This window comes from Pseudomonas sp. GM79, from assembly GCF_000282495.1.
Taxonomy (GTDB): domain Bacteria; phylum Pseudomonadota; class Gammaproteobacteria; order Pseudomonadales; family Pseudomonadaceae; genus Aquipseudomonas.
Window position 1 is genome coordinate 129,258 of the sequence record NZ_AKJE01000002.1, and the last position, 22,090, is coordinate 151,347.

Below are 22,090 nucleotides of genomic sequence, written 5' to 3' on the forward strand. Positions count from 1 at the left end.
GAATCAGAGACTCAATTAAGCCACTCGACTTGAAAGCTATAGCGCCCCAAGAGCGGAGCCAGAACTTCTTGGCCAGTTCCGGCCTTGATGCAGGCGACATGCCCACGGCGATTGTCCTGCACGACCTCAACAGCAACATCCGAAAGCCCCAGGCGTTCCACTTCCTCCTGGACTACTTTGGCAATCTCCCGCTGTAGCAAAGCGGGCTTGAATATCTTGCCCACGGCAGTCAGTGGCAACGCCTCGAGGATTTCAATGCGCTTGGGGACTGCTGCCCGCTCGCTGATATGGAGATGAGCGAATGCCTCAAGCTCTTCGGCGTTGCAAACTTGTCCGGGGCGCAGTTGAACGTAGGCGACTGGCACCTCGCCCGAGTAGGCATTGGGGCTGCCGATTGCAGCGGCCAAGGCGACGGCGGGATGCGCCTGCAGAGCTTCCTCGATTTGCTTGGGATCGATGTTGTGGCCGCCGCGAATGATCAACTCCTTCTTGCGTCCGGTCAGCCAGAAATAACCCTGCGCATCCTGGCGCCCCAGATCGCCTGTATTCAGCCAGCGCTGACCGTCGATATCGATCCAAAAGCCCTGGTTATGACGCTCTTCCAGATAGCCGTCGAAGAGGTTCGGACCACTGATCGTGATGAGGCCGATCTCATCCACATTGGCGTCGCGCAGATACTCTCCAGCATCATCGAGCACGACCGCGCGCATATTCTGGTAAGCAATCCGCATCCCGATGGAGCCGATACGGCGCTCGCCATGGGGCGGATTGATTGAGGAAACGCAGGTGCCCTCCGTCAGACCGTAGCCTTCAAGGATCTTTAGCCCGGTCCGGCGCTCGAACTCCCGGAAAAGCTCAGCCGGCATGGGTGCAGCGCCACACATTGCATAGCGAAGACTGGACAGGTCGCAGCCCTGCCATTCATTTTGCAGAAGTGCGGCATAGACAGTTGGCACGCCGGAAAAGAGGTTGATACCGAAGTGCTCGACCATCTCCCAGAATCGTGGGATCACCCCCTCGCCACGATAGCCATGAGGCGTGCCGAGGATCACATGGTCGCCCTGCGTCCAAGGCACCAGCCCCGTCACCAGTTGTCCATTGACATGAAACAGCGGCAGGCCACAAAAGATGACCTGGCCACCACTGCGTGGCTGCAAATGAGCGGCTACGGCCCATGCATTGAACACTTCAGAGCCATGGCTACGCGCGGCGATCTTGGGGAGCCCGGTGGTGCCGCCCGTACAGATGTAGGAGGAGCACTCATCCTGGCGGATTTGCCGACCACTCTTCAGGTGTGTGTGCGGCTGAGTACTCATCAGCGATTGCCAATCGTGGATCGCGATATCTCGGTGTAAGTCGCGTTCCTTCAGTGCCGCTGCTTTCAGGGCCCCACGCACGGGTTCGGCGACATAGGGCTCCATGCTGACCCACACGACAGACCTGACCGTGGGTAACTGATCCAGTTGCGAAGCCAGTTTGGGCCACAGATCGCTGCCCGCCGTCGGCGCGAGCGTCACTACCACGGATGCCTTCGCGGCATTCAGCAAGCCAGCTATCTGTTTGGCCTCGAGCAGCGGATTGATCGCCATGACGATGCCCGCCGCCTCCCCGCCCCATATCGTGAAATGGGTTTCCGGCAGATTGGGCAAGATAAAGGCAAGCACCTCGCCCGGCTTTATACCCAAGTCATGGAAAGCATTCGCCGCGCGGGTGATATCGGCAAAGAGCTGGGAGTAGCTCCATTTGTAGGTGCGCTTGAAGTCGGCGGCATCGGCGAAGAAGCTAAGCGCCGGTGCCTGGGGGGAGCACCGGGCTGCCTGTCGCAGCGCTTCATAAGTGCTGGATGCCAGGCCACGTTCCGACAGGGGGACTTGTTCGAGGCTTTCGATGTCACTCAGGGTCTGCACAACCATCAGGCTTGCTCCACGACTCGGTTGCGTTGCACGCCGAGGTCGATCACACCATCGGCGCTGCGAATGCGCGCCTCAACCACGTCACCTGGCTTGAGATATTGCGTCCGACCTTCCTGCGCCTTGAGGAACAGCTTCCACTTGGTCGCTTCCGGCATTAGCGCCGCAATACGCTGTTTGGCAGGCGAAGGCACCGTGAGCGCACAGCCGGCAGGCGTACCGGTGGCGATCAGGTCCCCAGCGGCGAAATCTTGCAGGGCGGAAAGTTCGGTAAGGGTTTCAGCGGGGCCGTAAACCAGGTTGGCCGTGCTGTCGTTCTGTCGCACCTGGTCGTTGACCGTCAGGCGCAGCTGCAGTGCTTTGAGGTAATGAATATTCGTGGCATCCAGAAGGCAGAGGTACGGGCCGACCGGACCGAAAGTGCGGAAACTCTTGCCCTTGTAGAACTGCATCTGAGGAATCTGAATGTCACGAGCCGAGTAGTCGTTGACGATGACGACGCCTGCAATGAACTCATGCAGATTGGCGTCGGTGACAGCAACAGCGCCGTTGATCGCGCGCTTCATCACCAGCCCCAGTTCGATCTCGTAGTCGAGGAAGCGCACGGTGCGCGGCTTGATCAGGTCGCTGTCAGCCGCCACCAGGCAACTCGTCGCCTTGGTGAAGATCATGTTGAATTTCTTCGCATCCGGGTCCATGCCCGACTCGATCATGTGCTGACGGTAATTGGCGCCCTGGCAGACGAACTGCTGGTTGCGGGTCACCGGCGACAGCAGTTTCACTTCGCCCTCCGCAAGCTCCGTACCTTTCAACTGAGCGAGGTCGTCGATACTGTTCTCGCGAATGAAATCACCGGTGGTTTCAAAAGCACCGGGGACAACCGTGATACGGCCCTGGCGTAGCACGCCCCAGTGGATACCGTTCTGAAATTCGAAGCGGACTACGTGTACAGCAGACATTGAAGGTACTCCTGGAGCGGCGTTTGTCCCGTGCTCGGCGGCGCGAGAACTGTGGTGTTGTTCTGAGGGGGGGCTGGCAACGCTGTAGACCAACGAGCCGCCGACGATCAAGGCGCCGGCTTTGAGCACATCCCGACGGCCATATCTGGTTGCATTGCCCGACATGGCGGCTCTACCCGAACATCCGCATGAGTGTTATCAACTTGCGAATGCTCAAGTCCGGACTGCGCCGCAGGTTGCGCAACAGCGCACGCAGATTGGCCAGACTCATCTTCGGTTTTGTAAAACGCTTGGGCATGCGCTGCCCCCACTGCGCCATTGCCTCGGGGCTCACGGGATGAATGCCCGTAGGCTGTGCAGCCGTGAAAATATCCCCGTCGCAGTAATGCTCGTGCTTATCGCCCCAAGGGTCTTGCCAGTAATCGAAGATCTGACTGCCCAGGATGTGTCGGCCGATGCCCCACGAGTGCACCCAACCGCGCTCGCGCAGGACGCGCTGCCCCATGCCCACAGCGTCTGCATCGACGACCTCATAGGCGCTATGGCTATAGGTCGCCATGAACCCTTGCGCTATCGCGAGCGTATGGTGATCCGCAGGAGTGTCACCAAGGTCAAGGCGCATAAAGGTGACAATAGGTGTGCCATCGGGGAGTACTTGCACATCGCTGGGAATAAACCCGAAGTGCTTCGTATACCAGGCACAGGTCGCCTGGTAGTCGGCCACTTCGATGACGATGTGGCCCAGTTTGAGGACTTCAGCCGGAGCGATCGGAGGGCGCTGCGTGGCGTTGATTCGCGGTTGCTCTTGCGCCAGATTCCAGGAAAGAGGAGCCCGGTGTCCCAGCGTTATACCTGCCGTCTGATCGCAAACAGCTTCCACGATGAATCCGGAAGGATCGGTGAGTTTGACGCAATACCCACCACCAGGATGTTCTGATTTTTCTACCAATGACGCGCCTGGGATACGCGTCAGTTTCTCCAGATCCTTGAGCGACTGGACTGCCAGTCCGAACCCGATAAAACGTGCATGTTCTGCACGATGGACACGGTAACAGTAAGCAGTGGGGGCGGTGGCGCGCAGGTAAAGCGTATCGGCGTCCTGCTGACTCACCGACAGGCCGAAGTCGGTCAGGAACCGCGCTGCCTCGTTCAAATCCGGTCGTTGAAAGATCAGATGCGTCAGATCCTGGGCCTTCACCGTCGGCTTCGGATGCCGGGCAGGTTGTGGTGTCGCTAACCGGGGCATTTCATTTTTGTGGGTCATTGTTCTTGTTTTCCGGGTTTTCAGGGTAAAGCCGTCCCCGCACCCCTGAAAATCCAGGGGTGTCTGGTTGACTCGGTTAATGAATCAGTCGAGGGAAGGCAGTGCTGGCAACTCGGTGATCGCCAGCGCTCTAGCCTCTTCGGGCGGTACGCCCAATGCCCGCAACACCAGCTCGGCCGTGTCAGAGCCCGATTCGCGCCAGGTTTTGTGGCCTTCCAGTACCAGGAAAATAGAACCCAGGACGCTGCTCGATATCAGCGTCATTACCGAAAGCAATTGCCCTTTTTCAAACGTGTACCGCCCACTGGACAGTCCGCTCAGAAGATCCGTCGTCGCTTGGCTGCTGAACATTTCGCGCAACGAAGCATTGCTCATGGCGAATTTATGGATGAACGCCCCCCACTGAGAGTCTTCGTGCGCTCGACGGATGAACAATCGAATGCCATTGGCAAGGCGCGGAGCCGGATCAGAAAGGGAATTGAAGCTCTTGTTGACGCGCTCATGCATCTCTTTGGCGAGATGGCTGGCGACTGCCTCGAACAGGCTTTCCATGTTGTCGATGTTGCTATAGACCGTTCCGCGCGCCACGCCTGCCTCTTGTGCGAGGTCAAGAATGTTCACTTGTGAGGTGCCTCTTTCAGCGAACAGGCGAAAGGCGGCTTGATGAATACGGCGCTGTGTTGGATTCAGGGATTCCACGGTTCTCTCTCCAGGATTACCTTATGGCTCGATTGAACACTTGTGTTCAGTTCACGTCAACAACGTTTTTTGAATTAAATACGTTTTTCTCAATGACATCCTTTCTATGACGTAAAAAACCAGATGGATAGATTGGATATGGCAGGATCGTTGCGGGGTTCTACACATTGACACAACTGAACACGCGTGTTCAGCTATATCGTGTTTCTGGCTCGCCGTCCCGGCAGGTCATCAAACCGGCCCATCGATGCAAACCAGGAGTTCAAGAACCTGAGCAAGCACTGTACAGACGGTGCTCAAACGGTATGACCCTTAGCGATGGCTGGCCGAATTCTCATCAGCTGAAGGACAGAACATGACCGGCTCAAAGCTCTTCAAACCGCTTCGTTTGCCTAACGGCACGGTGATTCCAAACCGGATCGCCAAGGCTGCCATGGAGGAGAATCTTGCCAATGAGGATCACGCTCCAGGGGATGCGCTGGTCAAGCTCTACCGGCGTTGGGCGGACGGTGGGGCCGGCCTGATCATCACTGGCAACGTCATGGTTGACCGGCACGCCTTGACCGGACCCGCTGGTGTGGTACTTGAGGACGATCGGAACCTGGCCAAATTCAGGCTCTGGGCCGATGCTTGCCGCAGTCGCGGAGCCCAGGCCTGGATGCAAATCAATCATCCCGGACGGCAACTATTGGCCTCCATGGGGCAGTCGGCACGGGGCCCCTCCGCGGTGGCTGTCGACATTCCCGGACTATCAAAGGCCTTTGTGCCACCCAGGGCTTTGAATGAGCGGGAGATCGAAGAGCTGATTGAGCGCTATACACAGGCCGCAGTGCTGGCTGAGCGTGCCGGATTCACCGGCGTGGAGATTCATGCAGCGCATGGTTACCTGTTCAGCCAATTCCTCTCCCCCTTGACCAACCGGCGTAGCGACCGTTGGGGTGGGAGCCTGGAAAATCGCGCGCAAATTCTCCTGCAAACCATCGATGCAATACGCCTGCGAGTGGCACCGATCTTTTGCGTCGCTGTGAAGCTCAATTCCGCAGACTTTCAACGCGGTGGTTTCGATGCCGAGGATGCGGCTCGTGTGGTGGAAATGCTCAACGCCAAAGCGGTCGACCTGGTCGAATTGTCCGGTGGCAGCTACGAAAGCCCGGCGATGCAAGGGCAAACCCGCGATGGCAGCCGCCTGGCTCGAGAAGCGTATTTTCTCGAGTGCGCGGAAAGAATAGGAGAAATCGCGCGCATGCCGCTGATGGTCACCGGCGGCGTGCGCAGAAAGGAGGTCGCGGAGCGAGTGGTGAGCGGCTCGGTGTCGATGGTGGGGCTTGCCACTGCGTTGGCAATCGAGCCAGCCCTGCCAAGCCAGTGGATGGCAGGTCAGGACACTGAAGTGGAGCCCATCGTCGTCCCCTGGAAGAACAAGGCGCTGGCGTCGCTTGCAGTGGCGTCGGTGGTCAAGAAGCAACTCGGCTTGCTGAGCCAAGGCAAACAGACAAAACCCAGGACGTCGCCACTCATGGCATTGATCGGCAATCAGCTGAAATCTCGTCGCCAGGCGAAGAACTATCGGCAATGGATTGGCCGGGCTTAGCCGGCCAAGGATGACTTCAGGACTAGGGTAGTGGCTTACCGGCGATTTTCTTGGCTCTGGCAGGTGTTACGCCCAGCGCCTTGAGAATCATTTCCGCAACCAACAGATCGTGATCCGCCACTACACGCCCTTCGACAACCGAACGCATGGCTCCGGTTGTGCACGATACGACCATGTCCAGGGCAATCCCTTCGTCCTCATAAGCGAAAGTCCCTGCGCTCAGACCGTCACGCAGGTCGCCCAGCACATGGGCGGCCAAGCGCGAGCGCATGGTCTGATCGGAATGAATGATGCGCAGCAGTGCGTTAGCCCATTGATGGTCGTACGCGGCCCGGCAGATGAACATGCGCACGCCAATCGACAGCCGCTGCGCACCGCAGTGCACGTCCGAGCTCAGGGCGGAAATGGCATCGGAGAACTCGCTCGCCATGGCGATGCCAACCGCCTCGAGAACTTCGTCACGCGTTCGAAAATAGTTGTAGATGGTGCCGTTGGAGACCGCGGCCTCCGCGGCGACATCGAGCAGTGCAATCTCCCCCACTTCCTTGCGTGCGACCAGACGCAACGCCGCGTCCACCAAGCCGCGACGGGTGCGTTCCCGCTTCTTGTGGCCTCGAGTGAGAGGCTCTTGCTCAGTTGCTTCTGAAGGAAAAATGGGGGAAGGCATCTTTACGCTCTTAATCGAGGAGGCTCGTTGATGGTAATGGAAACGTTGTCGGCCGTGGAGTCGGCGCTACCCATCAGGATCTGGCAGTCTCGAACCAGGCTGCCTGCCTGTGCGCCGGGAGCGTGGTGCATGATGATACGGTCGGGGCGGATCGCGACGAGTGTGCCTTTGGCAGCCAGCGGCAGGATGACATGGTTCAGGTCTTCGATGAAGTCGCAAGCGCTGTCGGAGCGCTGACCGCAGGCTCCGATCTGCAAGAAGTGACCTCCCATCTGTATCCAGGAAAAGACCTCGGCAGCGCTCAGCAGCGACAACGGGTCGACACCGAATCCGACCAGGGTCAGGTTGTGTCCAAGCGCATCGTCGCTCAGCTGGATCTGCTGTTGCGTGTTGCGAACCCAGGCCTGGGGAAACAGGCTACCGCGCACCAGTTTGTCGCCACGACGATGATGCATGAACAGACCGTTTTTGAAGATGTTCTTCGGTTTGATGTCCAGTTGTTCGAAGTACTTTCTGGTAGCGGGAGTCAACGCCAATGTGCGCATCAGGCCATGGATGAAGAAAGCGGCGATCTTGTTTCTTGGCATCACCAGACGGCCCATGAGTTTTGCCAGATTAATCATCGCTTGGGCATGGGGGCGGCGCTCTACGTCATAGGTATCAAGTACTGAAGGCGCGGCTTGGCCGTGAAGGACCCAGGCCAGTTTCCAGGCAAGGTTGGCACCATCTCGAAGCCCCGCGACGAGACCTTGCCCGACAAAGGGGGGAGTAATGTGGGCGGCATCCCCCACAAGGAAAACTTTCCCCCTGCTGAACCTGTTGCAGCAGCGTGCGTGGAATCGATACACCGCCTTGCGCTCGATTTCCAGCTCCTGAGGATTGATCCATGGCGCAATCAGCCGGGCGATGCTTTCCGGGCTTTCCAGCTCTTCCCGGGATTCGCCTGGGTGCAGCATGAACTCCCAACGCTCTCTTCCGCCAGGAGCGGGCATGTGCGGCGTTGGGCGCTTTGGATCACAGAGAAACTCAACGTGATCAATGGCGGACTTATGCCGGTTTTTTACATCGACAATCAGCCAATCCTCTGCATAGGTTTGTCCTTCGAACTCCTGGCCGATCAAGGCCCTGACCCTGGAGCTGGCACCATCCGCACCGATCAGGTATCGGGCGCGAATGAAATGCAGATGGCCGTCCTGGTCCCGAACGGAGGCGACGACACAATCCGGCTCCTCGACCAGATTCTCGAGCTCGAAGCCACCCAGGCTGGTCACTGTCTTGAGCCCGCAGACCTGTTTACGCATCGCGTGTTCGAGGTCGGGTTGATAGAAGGTCACCAGTTTGGGGTGGCCGTCGATGCACCCGGCGGTGTTGGCTCGACTGAATTGCCCGAGGACCGGGGAATGCATCTTCACTTCAGGGATGACGATCTTCTCGAAAGCATCTTCCGACAATCCGGCGAGTTGCAGGATGCGCAGCGCCTCGTTGTCCAGAGCGATGGCACGGGGCATTAGCAGGACCTCATGGGTCTTGTCCACTACCAGTGTCTTTACTCCATAGCGGCCGAGCAGCGCCGCGATTGTCGCCCCTACCGGGCCGTTACCGACGACCAGCACATCGACGGCGGCGGGAGGCAGTTGCGAAGCTTTTTTGTTGTTGTTCATCTCGAGCCCTTGTTGTGATTGAAGTGGTGAGACGCGTCGGTCTCATCGTCAGGCAAGGTGAAGGTATGTAAAATTGAGACATATTTCAATATTGAAATTTTCGTCATTAGCATTTCAAGATCATTACCACCTCGGAATGAGGCCATATGTGCTGTGCCAAAGGTGTCAGGGGGCCTTGCGCCGTCGCAACGTCTCATCGAATTGTCCCGCGATGGAGAGCGGGAAGCGTCTGCATCAATTTCCGACCGGCGAGGCTTGGCTTATGAGCCGATCAGCGTTGTTATTGGAGTAATGGCCCAGTGCTAGAAACTATGTTTTTGTCTTCAGGAATCCAACGTGGCGCGTGCGCAGCCTCATCCGAACCCAGTCCAGCTCTGCTTCGTCGAGTTCGAGCTCGACGAAGCCAACGCCTGCTTGTTACGTAACGGAGAAGCCGTGGCGTTGGCGCCAACGCCCTTCACTCTGCTGTGCGTACTTGCGCGCCAGCCTGGGTCGCTGGTGACCAAAGATGCGTTGCTTGATGCCGTGTGGGGGCATCGGTTCGTCAGCGATTCAGTGCTGAAGACGGCCATCAGCGATCTGCGCAAGGTGCTGGGCGATGACCCCAGGCAGCCCCGCTTCATCGAGACTGTGTCGCGGCGCGGCTATCGCTTCATCGCCGCGCCATCCCCTACCCCTTCGATGCCCCCGGCATCCGCGACGGTGCCGGCGGCCGGTGCGTATCCGTCGCCGCCATTCATTGGTCGCACCGACAAACTTTCAAGGCTGCAGCGCGCGTGGGAGCGGGCTTACGGTGGGCAACGCGCAGTGGTCTGGCTTGCCGGAGAACCAGGCATTGGCAAGACCACGTTGATCGAGCATTTCCTCTCCAGCCTTGGCGACATCGCCTGCGCACGTGGCCATTGCGTGGAGCACTACGGCACCGGCGAGCCGTACCTGCCTGTGCTGGAAGCGTTGGCCGATCTGTGCCGCAGTGACCCCGCCCTGCCGACGCTGATGCGCGCCGTGGCGCCGACCTGGTTGCTGCAACTGCCGTGGCTGAGCACCGCGCAAGAGCGAGACGCGTTGCGGCGCGAGCTTGCCGGCATCGGTCCGGATCGCATGCTGCGGGAAATGGGTGAACTGCTGGACCGCTACACCGAGCAGCGTCCGCTGTTGCTGGTGACCGAAGACCTGCATTGGAGTGATCGGGCGACGGTCCAGCTCATCGACTATGTGGCGCGGCGACGGGGCCGCACTCGGCTTATGTGGCTGGCGAGCTTCCGCGTCGCCGAGGTGGTGGCGCTTGATCATCCGCTCAACTCGTTGCGTCACGAACTGCGCCTGCAACGTCTGTGCGAGGAAGTGGTGCTCGACCCGTTCTCGGAAACCGAGGTCGCTGACTATGTCGCATTGCGTTCGGCCTCGCTGGCGCGCGATGAAACCTTCGTGCGTGCCCTGCATGAGCGCACCGACGGTGTGCCGCTGTTCGTCTCGTCAGTCATCAGTGAAGTGATGGACACAACGGGCGACGACGCCACCATCGAGGCCCGGCTGGTGGGGATGGCGGTTCCCGAGAACCTCGCGGCCATCATTGATCACTACATCACCAAGCTCGGGCAGGAGCAGCTCGCGCTGCTCTCGGCGGCAGCGGTATGCGGAGTCGAGTTCCGGGTCGAGACGGTTTCGCTGGCCCTCGAACGCGACCTCGCTTCGGTGGCCCACGCCTGCGAGGAACTGGTGCGCGAGCAGGTGTGGCTCACGCGGTCGCGAGCCGCCGAACGTGAAGAGACGGTGGAGCTACCCTACTCGTTCCGCCATGCCCTCTTCCGCCAGGTACTGTACGACCGCACGCCGCGCTCATTGCGTACCCACCTTCATCGCCAGGTTGGCACTGCGCTCGAACGCGAGCGTATGGCCGGCATGCCGGTTGCTGCCTCGGAGCTGGCGACGCACTTCGACCGGGCCCGGCAGCCGATGATCGCGCTGCACTACTACGCCGAGGCCGCGGAAGCCGCGCTGCTGCACTTCAGCCCAGCCTTGTGCTTCGGTCTCACTGAGCGCGCGATGGTCCTGCTGTGGCAGGCGCCGGAAGGGATGGAGCGCGATACACTCGAAATTACCTTGGCCACGCTGCAAGGCGTGTCGGCTTTCCATACGCTCGGTGTCGGCAGCGAAGCCAGGAACGCGTTCGAACGCGCGTATACGCGGCTAACGGATGTACCCGAGCATCCGATGCGCGGTCGCCTGCTGCACGGATTCGGCTATCTGCTCGGTCTGCGCGGCGACTATACGTTGGCGCTGGCGGTCGCGGAACGCGCCGAAGCCCTATCGATCGACACGAACGATCCAGCACTCATGCTGGTGGCGTGCATCGTGCAAGGCGAGGTTCATCATCTCCAGGGGTGCACGCAGGCGACCCGCCGATGGCTGGAGCGCGCACTCGCAATCGCCGAGCCGTTGGACATCAGGGCGAACGAGATTTTTGCGGCCGATCCTCAGGTCATGCTGCACGGCATGCTGGCCATAGAACTCGTGCGTTCTGGCCTGGTTGAGCAAGGCCGGGCTCATATGCAACTGGCGCGGAACCGCGCACAAACGCTTCGCCAGCCTATGACCTGGCTGGTCGCCACCTGGCAGGAGGTGTTGATCGAAGTGCGAATGGGAAACCCTGTGCGTGTGGCAGCGCTGGCTGACGACATGCAGACATTGGTCGACGAGTATTCGCTCGCACTGGGGCGCACGGCTTGCCGCTGGTGGCGCGGCTGGGCTTACGCGCGCAACGGCGCACCGCGCGACGGCTACCGCAGCATCCGCGAGGCCTACGAAGAACACACCGGGCTTGGCATGCGCTCCGGTGCCAGCGAGGTGCTCGGCTACGCCGCCGAAGCGTTGCTGCTGGCGGGTGATTGCGACGCCGCGCGAGTCGAGCTACAGGAAGCCCTACACGTTGGGGAAGAACTGGGCGAGCGCGTCTACCTGCCGCAATTGTTGCTGTTGGAGGCATCGATTGCGCGGACGCAGGGCCGGCTCGATGCCGGCAGCATCGCCGCGCGGCATGCGATTGAGGAGGCGCGTGCCCAAGAAGCACCGTGGCTGGAGCTGCAGGCGTTAGTAGAACTGTGTGAGCACCACGACGCCACGACCGAGGACCGCCAGGCCTTGGCGGTGCTGCTTGACCAGTTGCCCGAAACGGAGGGAACCGAGCTGGTTAAACGTGCGCGCTCGCTGCTTCAGGGCGCAGAGTCGGCTTGATGAGTTAAGGGCTTCGGTGTTCAAGCCGACCGAAATCTGACCTTTCGCTTACGACTTGCCCCAGGGGACGGCCTACGCTGTCGTCGAACTTTCTTGCCCCTGGTCCGCAATGAGCCTGAACCCTGAATCCAAGTACCCGAACCGCCGCTCATACGTCGTGAAGCTGCGTAGCGATGCCACACCAGGAGCCCTCGCGGGCCGCCTCGAAAACCTGGTCACCGGGCGTCAGCGCGAGTTTTCGTCCGCCGATGAGTTACTGGAGTCGATTGACTCGGACCTCGCATCGGCGGCCGGCGAGCACGCGGCAGATACCGACGGCGAGTGACGCCTCCAACATGAATGAGCGCTCGATATGGCGACCGAACGGCGACGCTTCGCTGACGACTTCGCACACACCGGGCCCTACGCTGACGCCATCTCGAATCTACACGAGTCCAATCCGATGCCGCGACTTCCAACCTCCCCTCCGCTGATCCGCTACACCGGGCGGACGCCCCTGCAACATGCCGAACGCCTGCTCGGCGTCGTCGTGGGTGCGGCGCTCGCCGCGTCTTTCGCTCTGGTCTTGACCGGTTGTTCCACAGAGGTCGCCAAGCCGTCGGTAGACTTGCCGGCCAAGTTCGCCGCAAGCACGGCCTCCGAAATGGAACCCGAAGCCGCGTGGTGGGAGGCGTTCAACGACCCGGTGTTGACGGATCTGGTGCGCCGCGCAATGCGCGAGAACCGTGACATCAAGATCGCCGCCGAGCGTGTGCGCACCGCTCGCGCCGGTGAGACGATCAGTCGCTCCTGGCTCTTTCCGAGTGTCGGAATGTCCGCCTTCGGCTCCGACCGTAGCAGCGGCTACAGCACGGCCAAGAAGCAGGGTTATCCAGATACCAAGACCGTGGGCGCAGGCCTGGACGTCTCGTGGGAACTTGACCTGAGTGGACGCCTGCGCGCTGGCGCGCAAGCGGCCGATGCCGAAGCACTGGCCGCGGAAGATGGCGTGCGCGGCGTGCGCCTGCTGGTGATGAGCGACGTCGCCAGCAACTACTTCACGCTGGTCGGCGCACTGCGCCAGGCCGAAACATTAGGCGCGATCGCCAAGGCGCAGGACGAGACACTGCGCCTGGTTAACGCGCGCCACCGTGTAGGGCTGGCAACCTCCTTCGACGTCGAGCGCGCACAGACCGATGCCGCATCGGCGCGCGCACAGATCCCACCGCTGGAGACGCTGGCAGCCGTATCGCGACACCGCATCGCGGTACTGATCGGTGACCAGGCCTTTAATGCCACGAGTATCCAGCCCTCCCCTGGCAACGTGGTAGCGCCCGAAGCCCGCCAGGGGCAGCCCGCCACCCTGCTACAGCGTCGGCCTGACGTATTGGCGCTGATGGCGCAGCTCGACGCCGCCAATGCACGCCGTAAACAAGCCGCGGCTGAGTGGTTCCCGCGGCTGTTCCTCGGTGCATCCTACGGCCGCCAAGGCCTTGAGCTGAACGGTCTGGATCTGGGCGCCGCGCGCTTCACCAATGTGGCCGGTCTGCTTGCGATGCCGATCTTCAACGCCGGGCGTACGCGCGCGATCAACGAGGTCGCCGAGAGCGGCCAGCGTGAGGCGCTACTGCGCGCCGAGGACGGCATTGTGCGCGCGCTTGAAGACGTGGAGAACGCCCTCGTCACGCAGACGCAAGAGCGTCAGCGCGCCCAGTCATTGCAGTCGGCCACCGAGTCCGCTGAGGCGGCGCTGAGCCACGCGCAATCGCTTTACGACAGGGGGCAGATCGACCTGTTGCCGCTGCTGGACGCGCAACGGGCACGCCTGGCAGTGCGCCTGAATGCCAACGACAGCAACACCCGCCTGCTGCTCGATAGCGTGCAGCTCTATAAGGCACTGGGCGGGGGCTGGCAGGTGTTCGAACAATCCGTCACTCCCACCGCAGCCACCCAAGCCGACCGGCCACCACTTTCTTAAGAAACTGCCGTTTTTCAAAGAGGAACCGCCTTGAAAACCTCCCTTACTGCGGCCGGCGCTTTGGCCGTAGCCGTCATGCTGTCCGCGTGCAGCCCGGACCAGCCAACCGTGCAGGCGCCACGACCGGTACGCACCGTTGAAATCAGCTACGACAATGCCCGCGACATCAGTCGCTACGTGGGCACCGTACAGTCGCGACATGAAGTCGACCAGGCCTTCCGCGTGGGCGGCAAAGTCGCCCAGCGCAACGTCGATGTAGGCCAGTTTGTACGCGAAGGCAGCATATTGGCTGTGCTGGATGACAGCGACTACCGCCTCGCTGAAGAAGCGTCTCGACAACAGTGGGCGGTTGCCGCCGAGCAGACGCGTCAGGCCGATTCGGACCGCCAGCGCTTGACTGCGCTGAAGGCTGACGGCTCGGTCAGCGCGGCCGACGACGAGCGTGCACATACAAATGCCCAGACCGCGCATGCGACCGCCGAGGCCGAGGCGCGAAAGCTTGAGCTCGCACGCAACCGGCTCAAATACACCGTGCTGCGCGCCTCGCGTAGCGGCGTCGTCACGGCTGTTCGCGTTGAGGCCGGGCAAGTCGTGGCTGAGGGCCAACCGGTTGTCTCGATCGCGAATCCGGATGAATCCGAGATCGTTGTTGATGTACCCGAGGATCAGCTGTCCGTCTTCAAGGAGGCGCGTTTCAAGGCCTCGCTGGCAAGTGCGCCGAACGAGATCTTCGATGTCACGCTGCGTGAGCTGTCGCCGCAGGCTGCGGCGCAAACGCGCACCTATCGCGCGCGGCTCAAGCCAATGCAGGTGCTGCCGCTGGGCGCCACTGCCACGGTAACGGCCGAGCGCGTGATGACCAGTGTCTCGGTGGCAGCGGTACCAGCCACGGCACTGACGCAAAGCGGCGGCCAGCCTGCGCTGTGGGTGGTCACGCCCGAGGGCAAGAATCCGGTAGGCGTCGTCGAACTGGTGCAGGTGGCGGTGTTGGGCTACCGCAACGACGAGGTGCTCGTCTCCGGGCCGCAGGCCGGCGCATTGGTCGTTACCGCCGGGGTGCAGAAGATGGCCTCGGGACTGAAGGTCGCGCTTCCCGATGCGGCGATTGTTGACGCGAACATCACGCAGCAGGCCGCCCGATGAACAACCTGAACCTCACCGACTGGGCGCTGCGCCATCGCGCCATCGTCCTGTTCATGCTCCTCATTGTCGCGATGGCCGGCGCCTTCAGCTTCACCAGGCTCGGTCAGCTCGAGGATCCGAACTTTTCCGTGCCCTCCATGACCACAATGGTCATCTGGCCGGGCGCCACCGCCCAGCAGATGCAGGACCAGGTTCTCAACCGCATGGAGAAGAAATTCGAGCAGATCGACAACTTCGAGAAGGTGGTCACCTATGCGCGGCAAGGCTACGCGGGCATGACGCTCACCGTGCGCGGCGGCACCTCCAAGGCTGACCAGCGCGAGGCCTGGTACCAGGCGCGCAAGAAACTCAACGACCTGAGCCGCGAGTTGCCTGACGGCGTGATCGGCCCGATCGTAAACGACGAGTACGGCGACGTGTATGGCCTGATGTACGCGGTCAAGGGCGACGGCGTCGGTCACGCCGACCTGTCGGACGCGGCCGAGGACATCAAGCGCCGCATGCTGAAGGTGCCGATGGTCAAGAAGATCGATGTCATCGGCAAGCAGGCCAAGCGTGTCTACGTCGAGTTCTCGCACGAGCGCCTGGCAGCGCTGGGCATTACACCGCTGGCCATCGCCGAAAGCCTCAAGAGCCAGAACGCCATGTTGCCCGCAGGCCAGATCGACACCCGCGGCGATCGTGTCATGGTGCGTGTGAGCGGCCAGTTCGCCAGCGAAGAAGCTATCCGCAACGTGCCCATCTCCGCAGGCGGCCGACTGATCAAGCTCGGCGACATTGCGACCGTTACACGTGGCTTCGAAGATCCGCCGACCTATACGGTGCGTCACAACGGCCAGCCAGTGCTGATGCTCGGCATCACGATGACCAGCGACGGCAACATCGTGGACCTTGGCAAGGCGATGGACACGGCAGTCGCCAAGATCCAGTCGGAGCTTCCACATGGCGTGGAGCTTGAGCTTGTGGCCGACCAACCCACCACGGTGAAGGACGCTATCCACGACTTCGCGCACGCGCTGGCCGAGGCGCTGATCATCGTGATCGCGGTGAGCCTCGCCAGCCTGGGCTGGCGCGCCGGCCTCGTGGTCGCGACCACGGTGCCGCTGGTGCTGGGCGGCGTGGCGCTGGTGATGCTGGCGATGGGCTGGAACCTGGAGCGTATCTCGCTCGGTTCGCTGATCATCGCGCTGGGATTGCTGGTGGATGACGCCATCATCGCCATCGAGATGATGGTGGCGAAGATGGAAACCGGCATGGACCGCGTAAAGGCGGCCGCCTTCTCTTATCAGTCCACCGCCATGCCGCGCCTGACCGGCGCACTCATCACCGTCGTGGGCTTCCTGCCGATCGGCCTCTCGAAGTCCACCACCGGCGAGTACGCGGGTGGCATTTTCTGGATCGTCGGCGCCGCGGTGCTGTTCTCGTGGATCTGTTCCGGCATCTTCACGCCGTACCTGGCGGTCAAGATGCTGCCCAACGACTTGGGCAAGCACCAGCATGGTGATATGTATGACACGAAGTTCTACCGTACCCTGCGCCGCCTGATCGACACCGCCATCGAGCGTCGCTGGGTGGTCATCGGTGCGACGTTTGGCGCTTTGGTGCTTGCTCTGGCCTGTATCAAACTGGTGCCGCAGCAATTCTTCCCCAACAGTTCGCGCCCTGAACTGGTCATTGACCTGCGCGTCAAGGAAGGCGCCTCGTTCGCCGCGACGACCGAGCAGGTCAAGCATATGGAGGAGATCCTGGCGAAGGACGAGGACGTGCGTTTCTATACCGCCTACACCGGCGCCGGCGCACCGCGCTTCTATCTCTCGCTCAACCCCGAGCTGCCGAATCCAGGATTCGCCCAGTTCGTTGTAATGACCAAGGACCTGGATGCGCGCGAGCGGGTACGTGAGCGGCTGGTGACCTCGGCCGACCAACAATTCCCGCAGGCGTGGGTGCGCGTGACCCGGCTCGAGTTGGGGCCGCCTGTCGGCTACCCGGTGCAGTTTCGCGTCGTCGGCCCCGATACCCAAGTGGTGCGCCGGATCGCCCGTGAGGTGGAGAACGTAGTTGCATCCAACCCGAAGGTACGCGACCTCCAGCTCGACTGGAACGACCCGGTGCGCACGCTGAAGGTCGAGCTTGATCAGGACAAGGCGAGCGCGCTGGGCCTCACGCCGGCCGATGTGTCGCTGGCGACCCAAACCGTGATGAACGGCGCCACCCTGTCGCAACTGCGTGAGCACGAGGACCTGATCGACATCGTGGCCCGTGCCGTGCCTGAGGAACGCTTGAGCCTCGACACACTGAAAGACATCAACCTTTACACGCGCCAGGGCACGGTGGTGCCACTGTCGCAAGTCGCACAGGTGCGCTCTGGGCTGGAAGAGCCAGTGTTGTGGCGCCGCAACCGCGACATGGCGATCACGGTGCGTGCCGACGTGAAGGATGGCGAACAAGGTGTATCGGTAACGCAGGAGATCCAGCCGTTGCTCAAGGATATCGAAGCGAAGCTGCCGTCGGGCTACCGCATCGACGTGGGCGGCGCGGTGGAGGAAAGTGACAAAGCCAACAAGGCACTGCTGGCGGTGGCCCCGCTGATGCTGATCAGCATCCTGCTGTTGCTTATGTTGCAACTGCAGAGCTTCTCTCGCATGTGGATGGTGGTGCTGACCGCACCGCTGGGCCTGATCGGTGTGGTGCCGGCGCTGCTGGTGTTCCAGTCGCCGCTGGGCTTCGTCGCAATCCTGGGCATCATCGCATTGGGTGGCATGATCATGCGCAACTCGGTGATCCTGATCGATCAGGTACAAACCGAGATCGCCGAAGGGCGCGACCCATGGAATGCTGTGCTGGATGCCGCCATTCACCGGGCCCGCCCAGTGATGCTGACAGCGCTGGCCACCGTGCTGGCAATGATCCCGCTGACGCGCAGTGTGTTCTGGGGGCCGATGGCAATTGCGATCATGGGCGGCCTTACCGTGGCGACGCTATTGACGATCTTCTTCGTCCCGGCGTTATACGCTGCATGGTTCAAGGTGGGTCGCCAGCCGGCCGCTGACAGCCAACAGGTACGGGGGGATGCCGCACTCGCTTCTGAGTGATGAGTGATGAGTGCCGTGGCACTGTGTTCCCGACCTCACCACTATTAGAAGGGCTTGCTCAGCATCGTTGTTGAAAACAACCAAGGTCAGCCGCGAGGTTCTGCAACAAAAACGCCGCTCAGTGAGCGGCTTTTTTTTGTGCGGAAGGCGCGACTGAGAATGGGGCTATCGATTTTCGCCACATGGGAAGAACAGGATGTCGAGAATCCAGTGCGGCTTATGTGCAATGCCAACGACATCAAAGATGAGCGTTGATGGTTTCAAGATGCCCGGATAATCCTGCAGCCACACCGGGGATCATCACGATCGGCCACGCAGAGCAGCGGAGTTGCTTTTATCAGTCGAAAACTACTAGCAGCGCTGCTTGCAGAAATATCAGTTCTGCTAATACCCTTGTCACCATGAAAACACGCCGCCCCCTTACCCCTGAAGAAGTCGTCGAGAGCTCCAGGCTCAAGGCTATTTACGACCAGCGAAAGTCTGCTGCCAAAGCGGCTGGATCAAATCTCACTCAAGCGGATGTGGCCGATGCCTGCGGATGGTCTGGCCAAAGCGCTTTCAGTCAGTACGCAACCGGCAAGGTTCCACTGAACGTCGAGGCACTCCTGAAACTGGCAAAAGCCTTGCGCTTCGATGCCAGCGAAGTCAGCCCACGCCTGATGTCGACGGTTGCAAGCGTCCAGTCTTTCGAACGCATTCAGCCAAGCGTATTGATGTCGGACATCCAGCCTTGGGATGACGACACTCCCCTGGAAGACGATGAGGTCTACGTTCCCTTCCTGCGCGAAGTGGAACTGGCGGCCGGATCAGGCCGTTTCGTGATCGAGGAAAGCGACAGTGCCCGGCTGCGCTTTTTCAAGAAAGACCTTCGCCATAACAGCGTTCAGTTCAGCAACGCGAAGTGCGTGGTTGTCAGCGGCAACAGCATGCTGCCAGTGCTGCGTGACGGCGCAACTGTAGGCATCAACGTCGGCAAGAGCTCACTGGGCGATATCGTTGACGGCGACATGTACGCCATCAACCACAACGGTCAGCTACGGGTGAAGCAGGTTTACCGCCTACCGACGGGCATCCGCCTGCGCAGCTTCAATCGCGACGAGCATCCGGATGAGGACTACACCTTTGCAGAAGTTCAGGAACAGCAAATCGTGATCCTGGGCCACGTGTTCTGGTGGGGAATGTTTGCCAGATAGTTGTCAGCCTATTTTTTGTCATGAATTGACACCTGGTGCCAACCGGGCGTGCCTTAAGGAATCAAAACAAGGATGTGCGGGGCAGGCCGGAATAGATGGCGCGGCGGGAATTTTTAGGGAAGTCCTCCCCTACACAAACGCCAGAAACGGCGCAAAGACAGAATGAATAAAATAGCCTCCGTTTGTTGTTGAAGACTACAGAATGCTCGGCATCCGCCTACAGTACAGGAAGGAGCCGCGGTGTTTGCGGACTGCACCAAAAATGAACGGAGTCCAATATGACCTTCTCAGCATCGAACCCAGCTACGCGCAAGTTATCGGTAGCTCTCGCTTTCGTGTTGTCAGCAACCCTCGCTGGTTGCGCCACTAACAAGGACTTTTACGCCAAAGGGGGAAGCCGAGCTGATGGCGTCGTTGATATGGCGTATGACTTCCAGCAGTTTGAGACCCCTGTGGTTCGAATCGAGCAAGCCCAGAGTATCGCTAAATCAAAATGCGCGATGTGGGGTTACACGGATGCAGAGGCATTTGGAGGAAAAACCCAGCACTGCAACCAGATGAATGGTTACGGTACCTGCATTGCAGGTCAGATGGTTGTCCAATACCAATGCTTGGGCAACATCAACACCTCCAGCCCTTCCACTACACCGGCCGCGACCGCACCCGTTGCCGATGCAGCAGCAACTTCTGCTTCAGGCGGGCCGCTCAGCAAGGATCAGTGGAAGCTGCAGCAAATTCAGCAATTGAACAAATCTGCACCGTCGTATGAGGAGTACCAAAAGCGGTACCGGGCCATCATGGAGCAATAATAAACCTTCCCCTTCAGCGCGCATTTGAAATGTCGGCGACCCGACTTCAGACGCAGCTCGACACTCTGTAGAACGCGTTCATCGATTAGAAACCCGCCAAAGCGCGGGTTTTTTGTGCCTTTCAAAAACATTATTAGCAGCGCTATTTACTTTAAATAGCAGCACTGCTACTTTTATTTGCAAGTCAAGACTACACCGGCCCAGCAGCGAAGCATCACCTCTGCCCATTCATCGAGTGGGCAGTGGGATGTAGGCCTACATCAACAGCGAAAGGCTCAACGGAGCAAAAGGTGACATCAAAATGAATTAAGGAAAATGACCATGACCGTAGACATCAGCAACTACACAATCGCTACACCGCTTCCTATCTCCGACACCAACCCCATCGCACTTGAGCTCATCGGCTGGCGGGCACTGCTTGAATGCCCGGAAGTCATTTCGATGCTTCCAGATGGTTCGCTGCAAATGACGGCGCCGACGCTCGGCGCTTCGAGCAAAAGCACGCACCGGACTCGCTGCGAGTGGAAAGAGCCGGGTTATTGGCTGTTCGCCAGCGCTGCTGACCACTGGAATCGACAAGAAATGCGTCTGACGAAGGTCAACTCGCTGCAGAAGGTCGTGATCGGCCAGATTCATGTGCAGGGTTCAGAGCGACCACCGGTGAAAGTGTTTTGGAACAAAGGCCGAATCACCATGGGGTTCCGGTCGAGTTATCTTCAAGAAGACCCGGTGAACACGACGGTTCTTGAAGACGTGCCGCTCGGGGCACTGTTCAAAATCAACATTCACGCCAATTCGAGCGGCGCGGTCTCCGTTTCGGCGAGCTGTAACGGGGTCAAATCGACCTCCGCAATCATGCGTCTCGACAACACCTGGGACACGAAAACGCTGGCCTTCCACGGCGGTGTGTACAACCAGATCGATTACTCCGACACCACCGACCCCGAAGACGGTTCGGTGTGCATCATCAGCGACCTTTCCATCACCCACGCTTGATATCCTGCAGCCTATAGGAGCCAGCGGTGTGGCGATCGACGCACCGCTGGCTCCTACGAAAAGCGGATCAACGCTTTGCGTGCAGCGCATCAGGCAGTGATTGAAAGTCATCCACCACCTTGTCTGTAGTAATGACCGCATCAAGGCCCCAGTTGCCAGGCAGATGCCAATCCTCTCCAAACATCTCCGCCGGATGCATCGTCCGTTCGGAACCATTGCCGCACGCCAGGGACTTCGCCGGACAATACAGGTCGCATCCCCAGCAGATCCGTTCGGGGTGCTTGGGGTTGACGGGGAAGTTCTTGGCCATGCCGATCTCCGATCATTGAGTGGCGCTTTTCCAACCTACAGCCCTTGCGCAATGCCAGCCTTGATACATATCAAGAATCGACATCAAGCGACTTCCCTCCCCCATCGCGATCCTGCAGCTAAGCTTCTAACGGCTGAACAGACTAGGAGTCGCCGCTCATGCTCAATAAGAATCCTTTCCCAAGCGTTGGGGCCCCGGACCATCCAACCCTGTCGACATGGGACGATCAAAACGCCGCAACATCCATCGATGGCGAGGCGTTTACCGCCCCGCCCGCCTTGACCAACGCCGAGCTGGTTCACTTGCGTGTCCGGGTGATTGCCCTGGAAAACCTGGTCATCGCGCTGCTGGCAGAAGGTTCGGAACGTCAGCTCGCCATTGCCCGGGACATGGCCGACTACATTTCCCCCAGACCCGGTTTTACCCAGCATCCCATGACCGTTCATGCGGCGGCACAGATGACCCACTGCGTCGATCGCGCCCAGCGATTTCGCCAACGTGACGAGCCAACCGTTTAATTGCTCAAAACTTGATAACAATCATTATTGTTCGCAGCAAAGCTTCCTAGACTCGGGCTCCTACTCGTCAGTGTTCAGGAAGCTATT

General features: G+C 60.2%; 17 protein-coding genes. 10 read left to right on the forward strand and 7 right to left on the reverse strand.

The window, feature by feature from the left end; genetic code table 11:
* Nucleotides 1–11: 11 nt before the first annotated feature.
* The 4 genes from PMI36_RS28705 to PMI36_RS28690 form a co-directional block, all read right to left on the reverse strand.
* Nucleotides 12–1,913, reverse strand: a complete 1,902-nt coding sequence (locus tag PMI36_RS28705) for an acyl-CoA synthetase (protein WP_008067033.1) — start codon at nt 1,911–1,913, stop codon at nt 12–14.
* On the reverse strand, nt 1,913–2,869 hold the full coding sequence (locus PMI36_RS28700; RefSeq protein ID WP_008067034.1) for a fumarylacetoacetate hydrolase family protein: 957 nt from the start codon (nt 2,867–2,869) through the stop codon (nt 1,913–1,915). Before PMI36_RS28700 ends, PMI36_RS28705 begins: the two co-directional genes overlap by 1 nt.
* Before the next feature lie 172 nt (nt 2,870–3,041).
* Nucleotides 3,042–4,133 carry a VOC family protein gene (locus PMI36_RS28695; RefSeq protein ID WP_008067035.1) on the reverse strand — a complete coding sequence of 364 codons (1,092 nt, stop codon included), beginning with the start codon at nt 4,131–4,133 and terminating at the stop codon, nt 3,042–3,044.
* Nucleotides 4,134–4,217: 84 nt separating this feature from the next.
* Entirely contained in the window at nt 4,218–4,832 is a 615-nt protein-coding gene (locus tag PMI36_RS28690) for a TetR/AcrR family transcriptional regulator (protein WP_008067036.1), read from the reverse strand.
* Nucleotides 4,833–5,187: 355 nt separating this feature from the next.
* On the opposite strand from PMI36_RS28690, the gene PMI36_RS28685 reads away from it, so the two are divergent.
* The gene (locus PMI36_RS28685) at nt 5,188–6,423 is read left to right on the forward strand and encodes an NADH:flavin oxidoreductase/NADH oxidase family protein (RefSeq protein WP_008067039.1); all 1,236 of its coding nucleotides are present in this window, start codon (nt 5,188–5,190) and stop codon (nt 6,421–6,423) included.
* Nucleotides 6,424–6,445: 22 nt separating this feature from the next.
* On the opposite strand, the gene PMI36_RS28680 is transcribed toward PMI36_RS28685, so the two are convergent.
* Entirely contained in the window at nt 6,446–7,090 is a 645-nt protein-coding gene (locus tag PMI36_RS28680) for a TetR/AcrR family transcriptional regulator (protein WP_008067041.1), read from the reverse strand.
* 2 nt (nt 7,091–7,092) lie between these two features.
* Nucleotides 7,093–8,751: a bifunctional 3-(3-hydroxy-phenyl)propionate/3-hydroxycinnamic acid hydroxylase MhpA gene (gene mhpA / locus PMI36_RS28675; protein WP_008067043.1), complete on the reverse strand. Its 1,659-nt coding sequence runs from the start codon at nt 8,749–8,751 to the stop codon at nt 7,093–7,095.
* Nucleotides 8,752–9,087: 336 nt separating this feature from the next.
* Here mhpA and PMI36_RS28670 point away from each other — a divergent pair, with 336 nt between their 5' ends.
* The 8 genes from PMI36_RS28670 to PMI36_RS28635 all read left to right on the forward strand — a co-directional run bounded on the left by PMI36_RS28670 (nt 9,088) and on the right by PMI36_RS28635 (nt 21,175).
* Entirely contained in the window at nt 9,088–11,985 is a 2,898-nt protein-coding gene (locus tag PMI36_RS28670; RefSeq protein WP_008067051.1) for an AAA family ATPase, read from the forward strand.
* A 109-nt stretch (nt 11,986–12,094) separates the two neighbouring features.
* Nucleotides 12,095–12,310 (forward strand): hypothetical protein, encoded by a 216-nt coding sequence (locus tag PMI36_RS28665; protein WP_008067053.1) that lies wholly within the window; start codon nt 12,095–12,097, stop codon nt 12,308–12,310.
* Nucleotides 12,311–12,427: 117 nt separating this feature from the next.
* A complete protein-coding gene (locus tag PMI36_RS28660) occupies nt 12,428–13,942 on the forward strand; it encodes a TolC family protein (protein ID WP_032830049.1) in 1,515 nt (504 codons plus the stop codon).
* Between the two features lie 30 nt (nt 13,943–13,972).
* Nucleotides 13,973–15,085, forward strand: a complete 1,113-nt coding sequence (locus PMI36_RS28655; protein ID WP_008067058.1) for an efflux RND transporter periplasmic adaptor subunit — start codon at nt 13,973–13,975, stop codon at nt 15,083–15,085.
* On the forward strand, nt 15,082–18,177 hold the full coding sequence (locus PMI36_RS28650; protein WP_008067060.1) for an efflux RND transporter permease subunit: 3,096 nt from the start codon (nt 15,082–15,084) through the stop codon (nt 18,175–18,177). The genes PMI36_RS28655 and PMI36_RS28650 overlap by 4 nt, the downstream gene beginning before the upstream one ends.
* Before the next feature lie 401 nt (nt 18,178–18,578).
* Nucleotides 18,579–19,370: an XRE family transcriptional regulator gene (locus PMI36_RS28645; RefSeq protein ID WP_008067062.1), complete on the forward strand. Its 792-nt coding sequence runs from the start codon at nt 18,579–18,581 to the stop codon at nt 19,368–19,370.
* A gap of 278 nt (nt 19,371–19,648) precedes the next feature.
* Nucleotides 19,649–20,179 carry a YecR family lipoprotein gene (gene yecR, locus PMI36_RS28640; protein WP_008067063.1) on the forward strand — a complete coding sequence of 177 codons (531 nt, stop codon included), beginning with the start codon at nt 19,649–19,651 and terminating at the stop codon, nt 20,177–20,179.
* A gap of 321 nt (nt 20,180–20,500) precedes the next feature.
* Complete coding sequence (locus tag PMI36_RS28635) at nt 20,501–21,175, forward strand: polysaccharide lyase family 7 protein (RefSeq protein ID WP_008067064.1); 675 nt, start codon at nt 20,501–20,503, stop codon at nt 21,173–21,175.
* 67 nt (nt 21,176–21,242) lie between these two features.
* On the opposite strand, the gene PMI36_RS28630 is transcribed toward PMI36_RS28635, so the two are convergent.
* Entirely contained in the window at nt 21,243–21,485 is a 243-nt protein-coding gene (locus PMI36_RS28630; protein WP_008067066.1) for a DUF3079 domain-containing protein, read from the reverse strand.
* A 158-nt stretch (nt 21,486–21,643) separates the two neighbouring features.
* On the opposite strand from PMI36_RS28630, the gene PMI36_RS28625 reads away from it, so the two are divergent.
* Entirely contained in the window at nt 21,644–22,003 is a 360-nt protein-coding gene (locus tag PMI36_RS28625) for a hypothetical protein (protein ID WP_008067068.1), read from the forward strand.
* Nucleotides 22,004–22,090 lie beyond the last annotated feature (87 nt).

Excerpts from the sequence above, each read along its gene's own strand:
- PMI36_RS28705 (WP_008067033.1), bottom strand. The coding sequence starts at position 1,913 with ATGGTTGTGCAGACCCTGAGTGACATCGAAAGCCTCGAACAAGTCCCC.
- PMI36_RS28700 (WP_008067034.1), bottom strand. The coding sequence starts at position 2,869 with ATGTCTGCTGTACACGTAGTCCGCTTCGAATTTCAGAACGGTATCCAC.
- PMI36_RS28695 (WP_008067035.1), bottom strand. The coding sequence starts at position 4,133 with ATGACCCACAAAAATGAAATGCCCCGGTTAGCGACACCACAACCTGCC.
- PMI36_RS28685 (WP_008067039.1), top strand. The coding sequence starts at position 5,188 with ATGACCGGCTCAAAGCTCTTCAAACCGCTTCGTTTGCCTAACGGCACG.
- PMI36_RS28680 (WP_008067041.1), bottom strand. The coding sequence starts at position 7,090 with ATGCCTTCCCCCATTTTTCCTTCAGAAGCAACTGAGCAAGAGCCTCTC.
- mhpA (WP_008067043.1), bottom strand. The coding sequence starts at position 8,751 with ATGAACAACAACAAAAAAGCTTCGCAACTGCCTCCCGCCGCCGTCGAT.
- PMI36_RS28665 (WP_008067053.1), top strand. The coding sequence starts at position 12,095 with ATGAGCCTGAACCCTGAATCCAAGTACCCGAACCGCCGCTCATACGTC.
- PMI36_RS28660 (WP_032830049.1), top strand. The coding sequence starts at position 12,428 with ATGCCGCGACTTCCAACCTCCCCTCCGCTGATCCGCTACACCGGGCGG.
- PMI36_RS28650 (WP_008067060.1), top strand. The coding sequence starts at position 15,082 with ATGAACAACCTGAACCTCACCGACTGGGCGCTGCGCCATCGCGCCATC.
- PMI36_RS28645 (WP_008067062.1), top strand. The coding sequence starts at position 18,579 with ATGAAAACACGCCGCCCCCTTACCCCTGAAGAAGTCGTCGAGAGCTCC.
- yecR (WP_008067063.1), top strand. The coding sequence starts at position 19,649 with ATGACCTTCTCAGCATCGAACCCAGCTACGCGCAAGTTATCGGTAGCT.
- PMI36_RS28635 (WP_008067064.1), top strand. The coding sequence starts at position 20,501 with ATGACCGTAGACATCAGCAACTACACAATCGCTACACCGCTTCCTATC.
- PMI36_RS28630 (WP_008067066.1), bottom strand. The coding sequence starts at position 21,485 with ATGGCCAAGAACTTCCCCGTCAACCCCAAGCACCCCGAACGGATCTGC.
- PMI36_RS28625 (WP_008067068.1), top strand. The coding sequence starts at position 21,644 with ATGCTCAATAAGAATCCTTTCCCAAGCGTTGGGGCCCCGGACCATCCA.